Source organism: Streptomyces sp. NPDC048506 (assembly GCF_040651315.1).
In the GTDB taxonomy this organism is placed as follows: Bacteria; Actinomycetota; Actinomycetes; order Streptomycetales; family Streptomycetaceae; genus Streptomyces.
The window spans coordinates 1-17,135 of sequence record NZ_JBEZIX010000037.1 but is presented as its reverse complement, the minus strand read 5'-3'; the positions used below and the strand labels follow the sequence as shown (position 1 = coordinate 17,135).

The 17,135-nt window shown below is 71.1% G+C and carries 13 protein-coding genes and 2 pseudogenes; 7 read left to right on the top strand and 8 right to left on the bottom strand.

The annotated features are described in order from the left end of the window. Positions 1 to 3: 3 nt before the first annotated feature. Together AB0C96_RS27520 and AB0C96_RS27515 are read right to left on the bottom strand one after the other, a co-directional pair. Positions 4 to 2,136 carry a hydantoinase/oxoprolinase family protein gene (locus tag AB0C96_RS27520; protein ID WP_362920855.1) on the bottom strand — a complete coding sequence of 711 codons (2,133 nt, stop codon included), beginning with the start codon at positions 2,134 to 2,136 and terminating at the stop codon, positions 4 to 6. A 249-nt stretch (positions 2,137 to 2,385) separates the two neighbouring features. Then, complete coding sequence (locus AB0C96_RS27515) at positions 2,386 to 4,143, bottom strand: PucR family transcriptional regulator ligand-binding domain-containing protein (protein ID WP_362920853.1); 1,758 nt, start codon at positions 4,141 to 4,143, stop codon at positions 2,386 to 2,388. Positions 4,144 to 4,237: 94 nt separating this feature from the next. Here AB0C96_RS27515 and AB0C96_RS27510 point away from each other — a divergent pair, with 94 nt between their 5' ends. The 3 genes from AB0C96_RS27510 to AB0C96_RS27500 are packed head-to-tail and all read left to right on the top strand — an operon-like array spanning position 4,238 to position 8,171. After that, entirely contained in the window at positions 4,238 to 5,269 is a 1,032-nt protein-coding gene (locus tag AB0C96_RS27510; RefSeq protein WP_362920851.1) for a DUF2877 domain-containing protein, read from the top strand. After that, positions 5,266 to 6,753: an FdrA family protein gene (locus tag AB0C96_RS27505; protein ID WP_362920850.1), complete on the top strand. Its 1,488-nt coding sequence runs from the start codon at positions 5,266 to 5,268 to the stop codon at positions 6,751 to 6,753. Before AB0C96_RS27510 ends, AB0C96_RS27505 begins: the two co-directional genes overlap by 4 nt. Further along, on the top strand, positions 6,750 to 8,171 hold the full coding sequence (locus AB0C96_RS27500) for a DUF1116 domain-containing protein (protein WP_362920848.1): 1,422 nt from the start codon (positions 6,750 to 6,752) through the stop codon (positions 8,169 to 8,171). Before AB0C96_RS27505 ends, AB0C96_RS27500 begins: the two co-directional genes overlap by 4 nt. Positions 8,172 to 8,212: 41 nt before the next feature. Here AB0C96_RS27500 and AB0C96_RS27495 read toward each other — a convergent pair whose 3' ends face one another. Further along, on the bottom strand, positions 8,213 to 9,316 hold the full coding sequence (locus AB0C96_RS27495; RefSeq protein WP_362920846.1) for an XdhC family protein: 1,104 nt from the start codon (positions 9,314 to 9,316) through the stop codon (positions 8,213 to 8,215). A 234-nt stretch (positions 9,317 to 9,550) separates the two neighbouring features. On the opposite strand from AB0C96_RS27495, the gene argG reads away from it, so the two are divergent. Beyond that, a complete protein-coding gene (argG, locus tag AB0C96_RS27490) occupies positions 9,551 to 11,005 on the top strand; it encodes an argininosuccinate synthase (protein ID WP_362920844.1) in 1,455 nt (484 codons plus the stop codon). A gap of 362 nt (positions 11,006 to 11,367) precedes the next feature. Further along, positions 11,368 to 11,808 carry a nuclear transport factor 2 family protein gene (locus tag AB0C96_RS27485; RefSeq protein WP_362920842.1) on the top strand — a complete coding sequence of 147 codons (441 nt, stop codon included), beginning with the start codon at positions 11,368 to 11,370 and terminating at the stop codon, positions 11,806 to 11,808. A gap of 129 nt (positions 11,809 to 11,937) precedes the next feature. Here AB0C96_RS27485 and AB0C96_RS27480 read toward each other — a convergent pair whose 3' ends face one another. The 4 genes and pseudogenes from AB0C96_RS27480 to AB0C96_RS27465 form a co-directional block, all read right to left on the bottom strand. Next, positions 11,938 to 12,519: an HAD family acid phosphatase gene (locus AB0C96_RS27480; protein ID WP_362920840.1), complete on the bottom strand. Its 582-nt coding sequence runs from the start codon at positions 12,517 to 12,519 to the stop codon at positions 11,938 to 11,940. A gap of 65 nt (positions 12,520 to 12,584) precedes the next feature. Continuing rightward, positions 12,585 to 12,704 (bottom strand): annotated as a pseudogene (locus AB0C96_RS27475) (IS5/IS1182 family transposase); the annotation flags it as partial. A gap of 58 nt (positions 12,705 to 12,762) precedes the next feature. Next, positions 12,763 to 13,362, bottom strand: a complete 600-nt coding sequence (locus AB0C96_RS27470) for a Type-2Aa cytolytic delta-endotoxin (protein WP_362920839.1) — start codon at positions 13,360 to 13,362, stop codon at positions 12,763 to 12,765. Between the two features lie 418 nt (positions 13,363 to 13,780). Then, the gene (locus AB0C96_RS27465; protein ID WP_362920838.1) at positions 13,781 to 14,779 is read right to left on the bottom strand and encodes a DUF5937 family protein; all 999 of its coding nucleotides are present in this window, start codon (positions 14,777 to 14,779) and stop codon (positions 13,781 to 13,783) included. Between the two features lie 67 nt (positions 14,780 to 14,846). Between AB0C96_RS27465 and AB0C96_RS27460 the strand changes: the two genes are divergently transcribed. Beyond that, entirely contained in the window at positions 14,847 to 15,755 is a 909-nt protein-coding gene (locus AB0C96_RS27460) for an aldo/keto reductase (protein ID WP_362920836.1), read from the top strand. Between the two features lie 52 nt (positions 15,756 to 15,807). Further along, a complete protein-coding gene (locus AB0C96_RS27455; protein WP_362920922.1) occupies positions 15,808 to 16,959 on the top strand; it encodes an IS630 family transposase in 1,152 nt (383 codons plus the stop codon). Positions 16,960 to 17,000: 41 nt separating this feature from the next. Here the strand turns inward: AB0C96_RS27455 and AB0C96_RS27450 are convergent. Beyond that, positions 17,001 to 17,135, bottom strand: a pseudogene (locus AB0C96_RS27450) (IS5/IS1182 family transposase); the annotation flags it as partial.

The following is a 17,135-nucleotide window of genomic DNA, read 5'->3' as shown; positions in this document are numbered from 1 at the left end:
GCCTCAGGCCCCCTTCTGTGCGGCCCGCGTCACCACGACGTTGCCGTGTGCGTCGACGCGGGCGGTGAACCCGGGATGTACCGGGATGGTCGATCCGAACTCCTCCAGAATCGCCGGGCCTTCGACGAGGTCGCCCGGCGCGAGATCGGCCCGCCGGTAGACCGTGGTGTCGACATGGCCCTCGGCGGCGTCGAAGCAGACCGGCCGTACGCCGCTCAGCGCACGGGTGACGTCGCCGTCGCCCGCCGGCAGCTCGCGCAGGGCCGGGCGGCGGATCGGGCCGATGCCGGTGACCCGCAGGTTCACCCACTCCACGGCCTGGTTCGGGTCGCTGCGGAAGTCGTATCCGTACAGCTGCCGGTGTGCGTCGTGGAACGCCGTCGCGACGGTGTCCGTCAGCTCGGGGTCCAACGGGCCGTCGGGAACCGGAACCCGAACCTCGAAGGCCTGCCCGAAGTAGCGCAGGTCGGCGCTGCGGGCGTACCTCTGGTCCGCGGGCGGGAACCCTTCCTTGTCGAGCGCCTCGGCGGCTCGCGCCGTCAACTGCCCGTAGACGTCGGCCAGTCGATCGTGGTCGAGCTCCGTATGACGGCACACCGCAGTCTGCACGTAGTCGCAGCGCACATCGACGGTGAGGAGCCCGAACGCGGAGACGTTGCCCGGGTCTCGCGGCACGATCACCCCGGCCAGGCCGAGGATGTCGATCAGTCGGCACAGCAGCAGCGAGCCGGACCCGCCGAAAGTGGCCATCATGAAGTCGCGGACGTCCAGACCGCGTTTGACCGTGATCTGCCGCAGCGCGTTCGCCTGGTTCCAGGCGGAGATCTCCAGGATGCCGGTGGCGCACTGCTCCAGGCCCAGCCCCAGCTCGTCGGCGAGCTTGCGCACGCCCTGCCGGGCCGCCCCCACGTCGAGCGGAATCTCACCGCCGAGCAGGTGCGGCGGAATGCGGCCGAGCAGTACATGGGCATCGGTGATCGTCGGTTCGGTGCCGCCCCTGCCGTAGCACAGCGGACCGGGGTCGGCACCGGCCGAGCGGGGACCGACCTTCAAGGTGCCTTCCGGGGAGATCCAGGCGACCGAGCCGCCCCCCGCGCCGACGGTGACGACGTCGATCATCGGGATCCTGGACGGGAAGCGGCCGACGGCACCCTCGGTCGTCAGCGTCGGCTCGCCGTCCAGGACGACGGAGACATCGGTCGACGTGCCACCGCCGTCACAGGTGAGAATCTTGTCGAAGCCCGCCGTCTGTGCGATCAGCGCCGCGCCCAGCGCACCCGCGGCCGGGCCGGACAGCACGGTGGTGATCGGCTGGTGCACGACCTCCTCGGCGGACAGGATGCCGCCGTTGGACTTCATGATGGCGAACGGCACCACCTGCGGCGCAGGCCCCGCACCCGCGCCGACGGATGCGTCCAGGCGGTCCTTGATGCCTGCGACGTACCGGGCCACCCGTGGTTTGACCGCGGCGTCGACCAGCGTGGTCATCGCACGCTCGTACTCCCGGTACTCGCGCAGCACCTCGGAGCTGAGGGAGACGACGGCCTCGGGGTGCTCCTCGCGCAGGATCCTGCGCATCCGCTGCTCGTGCGCGGGGTTGGCGTACGCGTGCAACAGGCACACCCCGAGCGTGGTGATGCCCTGATCGCGGAACCAGCGGGCGGTTTCGCGAGCGCCCGCCTCGTCGAACGGTCGCACCTCGTTGCCCTGGTGGTCCATGCGGCCGCCGAGGGTGCGTACCCGGTCGACCGGGACGATGCGCTCCGGCTTGACCCAGAAGTAGGAGTTGCCGTAGCCGTCCGGCACCGCCTGACGGGCGATCTCCAGGATGAACTCGTAGCCCTCGGTGGTGATGAACCCCAGGCAGTCGATCTTGTCCTCGAGGAGCTGGTTGGTCGCAACGGTGGTGCCGTGCACCACCCCGGTGACATCGGCGCCGGTCGCGCCCATGAGGCCCAGCACCTTCTCGACTCCGTACAGGAAGCCGTCGGCCGGGTCGGACGGGGTCGAGGGGGTCTTGGTGGTGATGACATCGCCGGTGTGCTCGTCAACGGCTACGACGTCGGTGAACGTTCCCCCGGTGTCGATGCCGATGCGTATGCGGCGCCGGGAACTCGCGTGCGCGGCTGGCGTCACGGATGCGCTCCTCTCGGGCGGGAGGGTGGCGGAGGTGATGGCCGCGGTATGCGCCGCCCGGATGGCGGCTCGCGGTGCCAGCGATTCAACTTCGCGGCGATCCCGCGGGAATCGGCAACTTGTGCCAAGACCCTCAGCAAGAGTTGGTGATGCGGACTCTCCTCGGGAGGGTCCGCCGAGTGCGGTTGCTCGGGCCGACGACGCCGCGCGAGCGGGAGCCACGGCGGCCCGGCGCCGTGCTCCCGGTCGTCACAGACCGCGCATGCGCAGCACCTGGAGCGCCAGCGCGAGGTTCAACCGCAGATGGGGATCGGTGGTGAACGGCCCCAGAAGGCGTTCGAGTTTGCCGATGCGGTAGCGCAGCGTGTTGTAGTGGAAGTGCAGTGCGCGCGCGGTCTCCGCCACGTTGAGGTTGGTGTCCAGCAGCACCTGGAGCGTCGTCCGCAGGCCCGCCGCCTCCTGGTCGTCCCGCGTCGCCAGTTCGCGCAGCGTCTCCCGCAGGAAGGCGGACAGCTCCGCGGAGTCGGGTATCAGGCTGAGCAGTCGGTAGACGCCGAGGCTGTCGAAGTCCGCGATCGCCCCCGGCCCGTGCATCTGGCGCCCCACCCGGGCCGCTCGCCGCGCCTGTTCATACGCCTGCGGCAGCAGGGCCGGACGCTCGGTGACCCGGCTGACCCCCGTGCTGAACGTGCGGCGCCCGCCCCCGCCGTCGCCGGAGACCTGCGCCACCATCTGCCGTACGGTGCGGATCGCGGCGGCCGCGTCGACGGCGCCCATCACGACGACGACCTCCTGGCTGAAGCCGCCCACCGCGGCACCGGGGTCGTGCTCGCGCACGACCATGCTCCAGGCGGTGGCGAACCGTTCGTGCAGGGGGCGCAGTCCGCGTGGTTGCGGGCCGGGGTCCTGACCGGGGTCGAGTTCGGCGACCACCACGACGACCGGCCGGTCGACGTCCCAGCCCAGCGACGCGCAGTGCGGCACCGCGTGCTCCGGCTCGCCGGCCCGCCCGGCCAACAGGTCGCGCAGGAAGTCTCCTTGGTACTTGCTCTCGACCGCCGCGACGGCCAGCTCCTTGGTGATCACCAGCGCGGCGGTGGCCGCGGCCCGCTCCAGGACGTGCACATCGCTGCCGTCCACCGGCCGCTCGCCGGCGATGAGCACGATCCGGCCGTGGTCCAACGCTCCGGCCCGTACGGGCACCAGCGCCACGCGCGCACCACGCTCTTCCAGGCTGTGCAGCCCGTGCTTGAACCGCTCGACGCGAAAGCGCCCACTGGGATCGAAGCACTCCTGCACCTGCGGGCAGCCCTGCGGCGGATCCGACTGGGCGAGCACCCGCCCGTCCGGAGTGGTCACCAGCACGCTGCCTCCCAGCAACGTGCTCAACTCGCAGGTCAGGGCGGTCAGTCCGCCGCCTGCGAGGACCACGTTCGCCAGTGCCCGATGAGCCTCCTCGGAGCGTTCGAGGACCGCCGCCTGCCGGTTGAGGATGTCGGTGAGCACGCCGTTGACGAGGTCGTCGCATGCCACGTCGCCCGGCAGGCGGACGATCGGCAGGCCCAGGTGATCCGCCGTCTCCAGCATCTCGGGCGGGAGCTCGTCGGCTCCGCGGCCGAGTGGGACGGCGACCGCCGCGACCTGTCGCCGCTCCAGCTCGGCAACGAGCCTGGCGGCGTCCTGCGCGGCCTCAGTGAGCGGACGGCCGGTGGCCAGCAGCATTTCGTACGGCTCGATCCGGGGCAGGTCATCGACGACGTCCACGGTGCGCAGCCGGTGCACCACGCGGTCGAGCCCGCGTTCTCCGGCCATCAGGCGGGCGCCGGAGAGGCACGGCGAGCCGAGCACCTCGCGGACCGGGATGCCGCGGGTGAGCAACCCGCCGCTCGCGACGCGTGCGCCGCCGGCCCCCGCGCCGCTGTCGGTACCACCGCCGGCCGGGACCGCGGAAGCACCCGTTGGCAACTCCTGCGAAGGAACGGCCTGATCATTGGCAACCTTGCCCATGGGGGGACCTTAGCGACCCCATTACGTTCGCAACAGATCCCGAGCCGACCGATCCGCGGCCTCCCCGCCCGAGGCCCCCGAGGAGGTGCCAGCCTTGGCCATCACCACCGTCACCGAGTCGGCGGGACGGCAGACGGTTCTGCCCGGAGCCGCCGCACGGATCGTGCGGGCCCCCCTGGAGGGCCCCACCAGGCCCGCCCGCCTGCTCGCGGTCTTCCCCGCCGCGGTCTATGTGACCGCGGCGGACGGCACCGTCCTCGCTCTCCTCACCACGGACGCCGTGCGGCTGCCCAACGCCGTGGTCCTGGTGGCCGACCGCAACCGAGCGCCGCTGACCGCCGTCGTGCACGACGGTGACACCGCCGACTGTGGCGCCGGCGTCCTGCGGATCGGCGGTCTGCGCGTGCGGGTGGCCCGTTGGTGGACGCCACCTCGCCCGCACCCACCGCACGACCGTACGGCGCTGCGGGTCGGCGCCGCCGAACTGGGCGCGCTCTTCCGCAGCACCGCGGGCCCGCGGCCGGGCCTCCCCGACCACGGCCGTGCCGTGCTGACGGAGCTGGCCCGGCACGCAGCTCGCGACGAGCGCCCGGCCGCCCGCGCGGCCGCCGCACGCCTGCTCGGGCTGGGGCCCGGACTCACGCCCAGCGGCGACGACGTCCTGAGCGGCTTCCTGCTGGCGCTGCGCCACCTGGTGCCGCCGGCACCGGCCGGCCGAGCCGGACGCCGCGGCGGATCCCCGCGCGCCCGTGAGCCGGACGAGGCCGACGGTGTCACCTGGCTCGGGACCCGCGTCACGGCGCTCGCCCCCGGGAGGACCACCGACCTGTCGGCCGCCCTGCTCGGCCACGCCGCACGCGGCGACGGCTGCCCGCAGGCCGTTGAACTGATCGAGGCCGTCGCCGGACACCGGCCCGTCGCCCCGGCCCTGGCACGGCTCCTGGCGGTGGGGCACACCTCGGGGGCGGATCTCGGCCTCGGTGTGCTCGCCGGGGCACGGGCCGTCCTGGCCCGCCGACCGCCCCGCCGACCGGCGGAAAAGCCAGAACAGCCGGAACAGCCAGAACAGCCGGAACAGCCGGAACAGCACTCCGTAGCAGAGCCGACAGGAAGGAGAACCCCGTGACCAGCGCGCTGGAACTGCGTCGCGGTATGTACCGCGACTCGGTGCGTCTGATGCAGGTGAGCCGATCGGTCGGCGCGGTCGACGGCGTCGACCGCGCCCTCGTGGCCATGGCGACGCGCCTGAACCTGGACCTCCTGGACGGCATGGGCTTCGACGTGCCCGAGGAAGCCGGGCCCAACGACCTGGTGATCGCCATCCGGGCAAGCGACCAGGACGCGCTGCGCCGGGCCCGCGAACACCTCGAACAGGAGCTGGCCGCCCCGTCCCGGGGTTCCGTCGCCACCGGCGGCGCGGCCACGAGCCATACCTTCCGCACCATCGGCGCGGCCAAGGACGCCGCCACCCTGGCGCTGCTCTCCATTCCGGGTCCCCACGTCTTCGCCGAGGCAACCGATGCGCTCGACGCCGGCCTCGACGTCATGATCTTCAGCGACAACGTTCCGGTCGCACACGAGGTTCGGCTCAAGGACCGGGCGCGCGAGCGCGGTCTGCTGGTGATGGGTCCCGACTGCGGGACCGCCGTGGTGGGCGGTGTCGGCCTCGGCTTCGCCAACGTCGTACGCGGCGGCCCGGTCGGACTCGTGGCCGCCTCCGGCACCGGCAGCCAGCAACTCATGTGCCTGCTGCACTCGGCCGGTACCGGAGTCAGTCACTGCCTCGGCGTCGGTGGACGCGACCTCTCCGAAGCGGTGGGGGCGCGGTCCACGCTCCAGGCCATGGCCCTGCTCGACGCCGACCCCGACACCCGCCTGATCGTCGTCGTGTCCAAGCCCCCGGCGCCGTCCGTGGCCGTCGACGTGGCGCGGTACGCCGCCGAGCTCACCACGCCGGTGCAGCTCGCGTTCCTCGGCCGCGGCCGGGACGATCTGACCGCCGCCGCGGAGAAGGCGCTGACCGCCCTCGGGCTCACGGACGGGGACGGCCACCCCACCAGCTGGCCCTCCTGGCTCCCCGAGCAGTCGCTGGTCCCGCGTGACGGCGTGCTGCGGGGCCTGTTCTGCGGCGGGACGCTGTGCGACGAGGCGATGGTCATCGCTGCCGGGGCCCTGGGACCGATCGGTTCCAACATCCCGCTGGAGCCCGGTTGGGCACTCCCTGCCGACCTCCGGTCCGACGGCCATCTGATGATCGACTTCGGCGACGACGGTCTGACTGCCGGGCGCCCGCACCCCATGATCGACCCGAGCCTGCGCCTGGAACGGCTCGCCGCCGAACTCGCCGATCCCCGGACCGCCGTCCTGCTGCTCGATGTCGTGCTCGGTCACGGCGCGCACGCCGACCCCGCCACCGCCGTGGCCGACGTGATCCGTGCGGCCGGCCCGGGAGCGCCCCCCGTCGTCGTCTCGCTGTGCGGGACCGACGCCGATCCCCAGGGGCTGTACGCCCAGGCCCGGGTGCTGGCCGGGGCAGGCGCCGAGGTCCACCTCTCCAACGCTGCGGCCGCCCACCGGGCAGTGGCACTCGTCGAAAGGCACCAGCCGTGACCGACCCCTCCCCCGCCGGACGTCTCCTCGGCCGCGAGCCCCTGGTGGTCGCGGCCGGGGCCGACCTGCTCGCCGAGGCCCTGACCGCACAGGCCGTACCGGTCACCCGGGTCGACTGGCGCCCGCCCCTGCCGGGCTCCGCCGAGGACCTGGCCCGGGTGCTGGCCGACCCGCGCCGCGAGGAGGCGAACCGCATCGCCGTCAGCCGGGTGCTGGCGGCGACCGCGCAGCTCGTGGACGTCCGTCCGGCCCGGGAGGTACTCGGTCTGGGGCCCGGGCAGTTCCTGCACGCCGGGCCGCCCGTCGACTGGGAACGCGCCTCGGGGCCGATGCGCGGCGCGCTGGTCGGAGCCATGCTGTTCGAGGGCCTGGCGGCCACCCCGGAAGAGGCCGAGCAACGACTGGCACGGGGAGCGGTGGAGCTCGACAGCTGCCATCACCACGGCGCGGTCGGGCCGATGGCCGGTGTCGTCAGCCCGTCGATGTGGATGTGCGAACTGCGGGACGAGGTGCACGGCACGCGCGCCTGGTGCTCGCTCAATGAAGGCCTGGGCAAGGTCCTGCGTTACGGCGCCTTCGGGCCCGAGGTCGTCGAGCGCCTGCGCTGGATGGCCACGGTCCTCGGCCCGCTGCTGGGCGCGGCCGTCCGCGCCCACGGTCCGGTCGACGTCCGGGCGATCATCGCCCAGATGCTCCAGATGGGCGACGAGGGCCACAATCGCAACCGCGCCGGGACACTGATGCTGCTGCGCGAACTCCTCGCCGAACTGATCGAGTCCGACGCCCCCGCCGCCGACATCGCCGAGGCAGTGCGCTTCATCAGCGGCAACGACCACTTCTTCCTCAACCTGGTCATGCCGGCCTGCAAGCTCGCACTCGACGCCGGGCGCGGTGTGCCGGGTTCGACGCTCGTCGTGGCGATGGCCCGCAACGGCACGGACTTCGGGATCCAGGTCTCCGGCACCGGCGACCGTTGGTTCACCGGTCCCGCACAGGTTCCCGAGGGTATGTACCTGGGTTCCTACGGTCCCGGCGACGCCAACCCCGACATCGGCGACTCGGCGATCACGGAGACCGCCGGCATCGGTGGCTTCGCGATGGCGGCGGCACCCGCGATCGTGCGGTTCGTCGGCGGCCAGGTGCAGGACGCGCTCGACGCCACCCGCCGCATGTACGACATCACCCTGGCCGAGAACCCGGCGTACCAGGTGCCCGTGCTGGACTTCCGCGGCACGCCGACCGGCATCGATGTCACCAGGGTCGTCCGCACCGGCGTGCTGCCGCAGATCAACACCGGCATCGCCGGACGCGTCGCGGGAACCGGCCAGGTCGGTGCCGGGCTGGTGACACCGCCCGCCGCGTGCTTCACCGCGGCCCTGGGCGCACTGGCGCGAGACGCGCCGCCTCTGGCGCGGTGACCGAAGGGACGGCCGGGAGCACCGGCCGTCCCCTCGCACGCTCAACGGCCTCCGTGGATACGTCCGTCCGTCTCGACCAGACGCTTCCCCGAGCCACCCCGCCGGCACTGCACGATCTCCGCGAGTACCGCTATGGCCGTCTCCTCCGGGGTGCGGGCGCCGAGATCGAGTCCGATGGGCGAGTGCAGTCGGGCCAACTCGCGCTCGGTCAGGCCCTCTTCCCGCAGACGGACGAGCCGGTCCCGGTGCGCACGCCGGCTGCCCATCGCCCCGATGTACCCGGCCTCCGTGCGCAACGCGCGCACCAGCACGGGCACATCGAACTTCGGATCGTGCGTCAGCACGCACACGGCAGTCCGGGCGTCCACCGGGACGGCGGAGAGATAGCGGTCGGGCCACTCGACGACCAGATCGTCCACACCGGGGAAGCGCTCAGGCGTGGTGAACACCGGCCGGGCATCACAGACGGTCACCCGGAACCCGGCGAGCGCACCGGCCCGCGCCACCGCCGCCGCGTAGTCGTTGGAGCCGAACACCAGCAGCAGCGGCCGGGGAACGTGCGCGTGGACGAACACGACGTCCCCGGGCGGCGCGGCGCTCACCGCGGCGATCCGGCCGCCGCCGGCACCCGGGACGAGCAGCCCGCTCTCGCCACGGCCGAGCAGCTCCCGGGCGGCGTCCGCGAGCGGCCCGGTCCCGCCGGATCCGGCGGGACCGACCAGGGCTCGCATACCGACACGGTCGGCCTCGTGCGACGAGACAACGGTGGCCGCGGCCATCGGAGTGCCCGCCCGCACGGCGGCGACCAGGGCCGGGAAGTCCGGTCGACGGGCCGGGTCGATCGGCTCGACGAACACCTCCAGGGTGCCGCCGCAGGTGAGACCGGCCATCAACGCGTCCTCCCGGGTGACCCCGTAGCCGGCCAACTCCGGCCGTCCCGAGGCGATCACCTCCCGCGCCAACGCGTAGACCGCACCCTCCACACAGCCCCCGGACACGCTGCCGAGCACCTCGCCCCCGGCGCCGACGGCCATGACCGCACCGACGTCCCGGGGTGCGCTCCGCAGCGTGGCGACCACGGTGGCCAGGGCGAAGGTCCGCCCGTCGGCATACCACCTCTCCAGATCGTCGAGCAGATGCCGCATGCCTTTCCTCCCTCCGCCGGCCGGCCCGGACGATCAGTACATGCCCCGGGACCGAGCCCGGTCGATGGCAACTTGTGCCAAGATCCCGCCCCTGCTCCGACGCCCCCTCGATCCCCGGAGGGGACCCGAGCTCGGCCGGGAACCACACCGCATGGCGGCGGGCGTGGATCGTGCGCCGCGGGCATCACACCGACGGGTGTTGCATGATCATGCGCGATTATGCATACTCTTCCCATGTCTAAGGTCCTCACCTCCCTTCCCGCCGGCGAGCGCGTCGGCATCGCCTTCTCGGGCGGCCTCGACACCTCGGTCGCGGTCGCGTGGATGCGCGACAAGGGCGCCGTCCCGTGCACCTACACCGCCGACATCGGCCAGTACGACGAGCCCGACATCGCCTCGGTGCCCGGCCGTGCGAAGACCTACGGCGCCGAGATCGCGCGCCTGGTCGACTGCCGCGCGGCGCTGGTCGAGGAGGGCCTGGCCGCGCTCACCTGCGGGGCGTTCCACATCCGCTCGGGCTGGCGGGCCTACTTCAACACCACGCCGCTCGGCCGCGCCGTCACGGGCACCCTGCTGGTCCGGGCGATGCTTGAGGACGACGTACAGATCTGGGGCGACGGGTCGACCTTCAAGGGCAACGACATCGAGCGGTTCTACCGGTACGGCCTGCTCGCCAACCCCAACCTGCGGATCTACAAGCCGTGGCTGGACGCGGACTTCGTGACCGAGCTCGGCGGCCGCAAGGAGATGTCGGAGTGGCTCCTCGCCCACGACCTGCCCTACCGGGACAGCACGGAGAAGGCGTACTCCACCGACGCCAACATCTGGGGCGCCACCCACGAGGCCAAGACCCTGGAGCACCTGGACACCGGCGTGGAGACCGTGGAGCCGATCATGGGCGTGCGGTTCTGGGACCCCGCCGTCGAGATCCTCACCGAGGACGTGACGATCGGCTTCGAACAGGGCCGCCCGGTGACGATCAACGGCAAGGAGTTCGTCTCCCCCGTCGACCTGGTCATGGAGGCGAACGCCATCGGCGGCCGCCACGGCATGGGCATGTCGGACCAGATCGAGAACCGGATCATCGAGGCCAAGAGCCGCGGCATCTACGAGGCGCCCGGCATGGCCCTGCTGCACGCGGCGTACGAGCGCCTGGTCAACGCGATCCACAACGAGGACACCCTCGCCCAGTACCACAACGAGGGACGGCGCCTCGGCCGGCTGATGTACGAGGGCCGCTGGCTGGACCCGCAGGCGCTGATGGTGCGCGAGTCGCTCCAGCGCTGGGTCGGCGCGGCCGTCACCGGCGAGGTGACGCTGCGGCTGCGGCGCGGTGAGGACTACTCGATCCTCGACACCACCGGCCCGGCGTTCAGCTACCACCCGGACAAGCTGTCCATGGAGCGCACCGAGGACTCGGCGTTCGGCCCGGTGGACCGGATCGGCCAGCTCACCATGCGCAACCTCGACATCGCCGACTCGCGCGCCAAGCTGGAGCAGTACGCCGGGCTCGGCCTGATCGGCACCGACAGCCCCACGATCGGCGCCGCCCAGGCGGCTGCGACTGGTCTGATCGGCACCATGCCGGAGCTGCCGCAGGGCGGCGCCGAGGCCATCGCCTCCCGCGGCGAGGTCTCCGACGACGACGAGATGCTGGACCGGGCCGCGATGGAGTTCGGCACGGACTGACCAGCCCCGCCGAACGGACGGTTCGGCACCCCCTAGGGATGCACCCCCGGGGCATGCACCCCCGAGGGATGCACCATCGGGGGATGCACCACCGAGGGATGCACCATCGGGGGATGCACCACCGGCGAGGCCGGCTCGGCGCTCACAGCGTCGGGCCGGCCTCTACGGTTGCCCACCGTGCGCCCGCGGTCTCGTCGACCTCGTCGACCTCGTCGACCTCGTCGACCTCGTCATCGGGGTGACTGGCCGGATCGACCCTTGTGGACGCGGGAGGAGGATCGGATCCCGTGGGCGGAACTCCCGCTCGCTCTACGCTCGTTGAGCCATTCGCGCAACAGTTGTTGAACGCAGGGGGAGGCACCATGAGTGAGCCGGGATCGGTGGAAGGCCCGCTGGAGGTCTTGGAGCGGCGGCGAGCGGTGGTGGTCGCCCGGGACATGGAGGCGTTCGCGGACCTGTTCGCGGAGGACGGCGTGATCGAGATGCCGTTCGCCCCTGAGGGGGCGCCTTCCCGGTTGGAGGGTCGGGAGGCGATTCGGGAGTTCTCCAGGCTCACCGGTCAACTGCCGTTGGAGATCTCCGATCTACGCATTCGGCAGGTCCACCAGACCTCGGATCCCGAGGTCGTGATCGTCGAACTGACGACGGTGGGACGTGCCACCACTACCGGACGGCCCTTCGAGGTGCCCTGTATCCAGGTCTTCCGGATCCGCGACGGCCAGATCGTGTTGTTCCGCGACTACGTCGGCAGCCGGTTCATGCCGGACCTGGCAGCCGGCGGGAACCATCCCGCCGAGTCGTGACCTCGGCGGGATGGCCGCACGGAGCTCGGTGTAGCGGCCGTTCGCCACGACCTGCACGTCGTGCCCAGCCGGCAGGTCCCGGCGGGCGGATCGAGCCGGCCTCTGCCCCTCCCCAGGCGGGCGCTCCCGTCAGCTCAGCGCACCGTCGTAGTCCGGCAGCTTGAACCCCTTCTCGTAGTGCCCGCCCTCGAAGTCGGTGCTGCGGTTCCCGACGTTGGCGACGAGCGTGTACCCCTCTCCCTCGTACTTCTTGCGGCAGCCGAGTTTGACCTGCGCCTTGCCGGGGCTGTGCCCACGGGGCTTGAGGCAGAGCCCGTCGACGGTGTAGCCGGCCGAGCTGAGCTGCCGGGTCGTGGAGTCATGCGAGTCGGCGCTGCGGTAGGACGCGAACAGCACCGCCGCGCCATGGCGGTGTGCGTACTGGGTGGCGTGCAGGATGGCCTTGATGGCCTTGCCCTCGTCGTAGTGGGTGGCCAGGGACGTGTTGTCGATGTCCAGGACGACCGCGGGCTGCTCGCCCTCACGGACGCCGTTCAGGCGCCGCTCCAGATAGCTCTGGAGGTCGGCCGCGACGGGGGCGACGTCATCGAGCCATTCGCTCTTGCTCGGCAACGCATCCGAACGGGGTGCGCCGTGCGCCGCCGTGGGAAGAGCTGCCAGGGCGCACATCATCGCGCCGACTATGAGGGCGGTTTTCCTACCCTTGTCCATGATCGCCTGCTCCTTGTGCGCCCAACTGGGCGCTGTGGGGGGTGAGTTCGCACGGTGAGAGTACCGGACCGCTGATCTGCGGAGAGGCTCTCCCGGCTACCGCGGAAGGGCACTCGGACGACGGGGCCGGCGCCTTGGTAGCCCTTGTCCGCCCAGCACCGCACACCCGCCTCGGCGAACGCATCCGCCGGGCCTTCCCTCCGGCGAACCGGGGCGTGGCGCGGCGCCACGCCCCGGCCGACGTCAGACAGCGGCGGTCCGGACTGCTTGTCGCACGGCGACCGCGTCGACCCGAATCGCGCAGCGTGCGATGTCGTCGACGGTCAGAGTGCGCACCTCGTTCCCGGGCAGCGCGACGGTCACGTGGACGCAGAAGGCGAGGGCATGGACGAAGCCCTCGGTCTCCTCGTCCTGGAGCGCGAACAGCAGGTTGTAGTAGTAGCTCGTGCTGTCGGTGGCGTCCCCGTGGAACGACAGGTGGGTGCCCTCCTGGTCGCCGAGACCGACGAACACGTCCGCGAGCGCGGCCTCGGCCTTTGCCCAGAAGGCGGGGTTGCCGAAGGGCTGCGCCAGCCCCTGGCGGACGGCCTCCCTGAGCGAGAGCACCATGACGCCGACGGGGGCGGTCTCCTGGAGCCCCCAGCCGCGGATGATCTTCACCGTCGAGCTGTCCGGAACGGCCTCCGCCGCACGGCGGATCTCACCGAAATCGTGGTCCACGGTCGCCGGGGCGATCGCGTACTGGAACGCGCCGGCCATGTCCTGCGTCTGCGCCAGGGCATCGGGGCCCACTTCGAAGACCGTCCGGAACGTGGTCTTCACTGCGTCGGGCTGCTCGGCCATGACTGCTCCTCACATGCGGGAATGAACATGTCGCGCCGACGGGCAAGTATGCCGACGTGCCCCACGGGCCGATGAGCCGGCCTCCGCCCACGTGGGGCCTGGTAGGCCTGCGCCCCGGGCAGCGGCGGGACGCCGGACGGTGGCGCGGGGAGGCCACGAGAACATGCACCCTCCCCGTGACCGACAGGAGGGTTAGCCCGATACCCCGGCTCCGCGAGCGACGGCCAACGACGCAGGCAGCAGGCAGCGATGGACAGGTTGATCGCCGATGGACACCGCAGCACACGAAGCTCCTGGTGGGCACGGTGGGTCTCGATCGTGGCACCGTGTACCAGGAGCTTCGTCGTTGACCGGCCGCCTACCCCAACCAGGCGGCTTAGTGGTCGGCTCCGTAAGCCCTTCGGGGGTTGACGTGAGGTCAGGCGGAGGCGGCTTGGAGGAGAGTTTCCGCTGCGGTAGTGCGGGCGTAGAGGACGGAGCGGCCGGCGCGGTGGGCGCTGACGAGGCCGGCGTTGCGTAGCGCGGTGAGGTATTGGGATACCCCTGCAGGGGAGAGTCCGGTGCGGTGGGCCAGCTGTGTGGTGGAGGCCGGCATTTCCAACTCGGCCAATAGCAGGGTCCGCGAGCGACCCAGTACGGCGGAGAGAGAGTCGGCTTGGGTTGCGGGGCGCGGCTGCCATAGCGTGCCGATACCGCGTGCCGGATAGGCGAGTTGGGGAGGGTCCGGCGGCGTCGTTCGGGTGCGCAGCCCTGGACCGGTGAAGGCCGAGGGGATCAGCAGCAGTCCCGTGCCTGCCGTCGTGCGGGTCAGTGGCTGCTTTCGGCGGGCCATCCGCAGCGCATCGCCGTCCCAGCGCAGCGACGTGTGCAAGTCGTTGAGGAGGTGGCCCGCACCATGCTCGGCGATCTGGCGGGCACGGTAGAGGATGTCTGCATCCAGGACTGCCCGGATCCGTGCCCAGTAGGGGGCCAGCGCCAGCTCCCAGTACGCTTCGATCTCTTCTGTGACCTTTGCCAGGCGGGTCTGCGGATCTGCATGCAGGGTCCGCAGCCGGGGGCCGAGGCTTCCCTGGTGACGGGCCAGGTGGTCGAGGTCCTGACGTACCCGGTCGGCGGGAGATGCCCGAATCGCGTCCCGCTCCGCGGCCGGGGTCGGGGCCGGTCCGGCGGGGGCCGGGTTGAGAAAGTCGGGAACGTACCCGCCGGTGGGCGGGATCAGCTCGGCCAGCCAGCCCCGGTCAAGACCGGCGGCCACCATCCGCGGCCGTACCTGGTCGGCCCAGGGTCGGTGGACTGGATGTGCGGCGGCGGACCTCAGCAGTCGGAAGCTGGGTGCGATCTCCCACATCGGTGAGACGGCGAACCGCACTTGCGCCAGATCGCTCGTCGAGAACGCCAGCTCTGCCAGGACAACCACTCCTCGATAGATTCAAGAATGCATGAATCAATGGCGGGCCAGCCTACCGTGCGTAGATCATCCCGCCATGACCTCACAGACGATCACCGCGGCGGCATCGGGCACCTGGAAGCTCGGCGACCTGGCAGTCAACCGGGTCGGTTTCGGCGCGATGCGCCTGCCACAGCGCGGCGAGGCGTTCACTGCCGATGCCGTCCCACGCGACCGTGACCAGGCGATTGGCGTGCTACGCCGCGCGGTCGAGCTCGGTGTGAACCACATCGACACCGCCGCGTTCTACTTCTCACCGTTGCGCTCCGCCAATGAGCTGATCAATCAGGCACTGGCTCCCTACCCTGACGACCTCGTCATCACTACCAAGGTCGGACCGGACCGCGACCCCTCGGGCCAGTGGCTAGCGCATGCCACCCCCGAGCAACTGCGCGGCCAGGTCGAGGAAAACCTGCGCCAACTCGGCCGCGACCACCTCGACGTGGTGAACCTGCGCATCGTCGGCACCGACTCCATCGCCGAACGCTTCGGCGCACTCGCCGAACTGCGTGAGGCCGGACTCATCCGTCACCTGGGCCTGTCCAACGTCAGCCCCCACCATCTCGCCGAGGCCGAGACCATCGCACCGGTGGTCTGTGTCCAGAACATGTACGGCATCGGCGCATCGCCCGAGCAGAAGGAGTTCCTCCGTATCTGCGGTGAACAACGCATCGCGTTCGTGCCGTTCTACTCGATCGCCGGCACGGGACGCACCGCTGGCGCGACCACCGACCACAGCCCGGAGGTGCACGCCGTCGCCCGCGCCCGCGGCGTGAGCGCAGCCCAGATCCGGCTGGCGTGGACACTCCACCAAGGCCCTCACGTTCTGGCCATCCCCGGCACCGGCGACCTCGACCACCTCGTCCAGAACGTTGCCGTCGGCTCCCTGCACCTGTCGGAGGAAGAACTCGCGGTCCTGGACCCCCTCCCCAACGAGACGGCATGAGCAAGCCCCCCCATCTCGCTGTGCTCCACTTCTGTTGATCGGCCTGCCTGCCTTGCCAGTTCCTGCCGCCCGCCCCATAACCCTGACCGCCTCCGAGCGGCAACGTTTAAAGAAGGCGGCCTACGTTCGCAAGACTCCGCACCAGGCCAGGGTCCGGTCACAGATCGCGCTCCTGGCGGCCCAGGGCAGGTCCAACGCACGGATCGCTGTCGAGGTGGGAGTGCACGTGGACACCGTGCGCACCTGGCGCGGCCGGTTCGCCGACGGCGGCCTGCCGGCCCTGGCCGACCGTAGGCGCAGCGGGCGCCCAGCCCGCTTCACCCCCGTGCAGGTCGCCGAGGCCAAGGCCCTGGCCTGCCAGCTCCCGGCCGAGACCGGGGTGCCACTGGCGCGCTGGTCGTGCCCGGAACTGGCTGCCGAACTGACCGCACGCGGCGTCACCGACACCGTCTCACCATCCACCGTGCGCCGCTGGCTTCGCCAGGACGCGCTCAAGCCCTGGCAGTTCCAGTCCTGGATCTTCATTCGGGATCCGGACTTCCGCGCCAAGGCCCAGCGCATCCTGGACCTATACGCCCGAACCTACGAAGGCGAACCCCTCGACGCGGACGAATATGTGATCTCCAGCGACGAGAAGACCTCGATCCAGGCCCGCTGCCGCTGCCACCCAACCCTCGCCCCGGGACGGGCCAGGGCAATGCGCGTCAACCACACCTACGGCCGCGGCGGTGCAGTGGCCTACCTGGCCGCCTACGACGTCCACCGGGCGAGAGTCTTCGGCCGCTGCGAGGCCACCACCGGCATCGCGCCGTTCATGGCATTGGCTGAACAGGTCATGACCACCGAGCCCTACGCCAGCGCCAGACGCGTCTTCTGGATCGTCGACAACGGCTCCTCTCACCGGGGGAAGAAGGCCATTGACCGTCTGACCAAGGCATTTCCGAACGCAGTCATGGTCCACACCCCTGTCCACGCCTCCTGGACGAACCAGATCGAGATCTTCTTCTCGATCGTCCAGCGCAAGATCGTCTCACCCAACGACTTCACGGACCTGGCCCAGGTCCGGGACCGGCTCCGAGCATTCGAAGACCGCTACAACACCACGGCACAGCCGTTCCAGTGGAGGTTCACCACTTCCGACCTGGACGATCTGCTGGCCCGGCTCGACCGACACCACGAATCCTCCATCGCTCTGGCAGCATGATCAATCCCCGAAGGACTTCCGGCGCCGACCACTTAGAGCTCCTAACGCAATGTGACTTGCAAGCGTCGCCAGCAGATGAGTGAGCAGGCGAGTTTGAGGAACGCTTCGTGGATGTCGTCGCGGGTTTCCCAGCGGATGCGCAGGCGGCCGAACCAGTGCAGGAGCGCGATTGTCTG

Coding starts and splice junctions, on each gene's coding strand:
- AB0C96_RS27515 (WP_362920853.1), bottom strand. CDS start 4,143: ATGGGCAAGGTTGCCAATGATCAGGCCGTTCCTTCGCAGGAGTTGCCA.
- AB0C96_RS27495 (WP_362920846.1), bottom strand. CDS start 9,316: ATGCGGCATCTGCTCGACGATCTGGAGAGGTGGTATGCCGACGGGCGG.
- argG (WP_362920844.1), top strand. CDS start 9,551: ATGTCTAAGGTCCTCACCTCCCTTCCCGCCGGCGAGCGCGTCGGCATC.
- AB0C96_RS27485 (WP_362920842.1), top strand. CDS start 11,368: ATGAGTGAGCCGGGATCGGTGGAAGGCCCGCTGGAGGTCTTGGAGCGG.
- AB0C96_RS27480 (WP_362920840.1), bottom strand. CDS start 12,519: ATGGACAAGGGTAGGAAAACCGCCCTCATAGTCGGCGCGATGATGTGC.
- AB0C96_RS27470 (WP_362920839.1), bottom strand. CDS start 13,362: ATGGCCGAGCAGCCCGACGCAGTGAAGACCACGTTCCGGACGGTCTTC.
- AB0C96_RS27460 (WP_362920836.1), top strand. CDS start 14,847: ATGACCTCACAGACGATCACCGCGGCGGCATCGGGCACCTGGAAGCTC.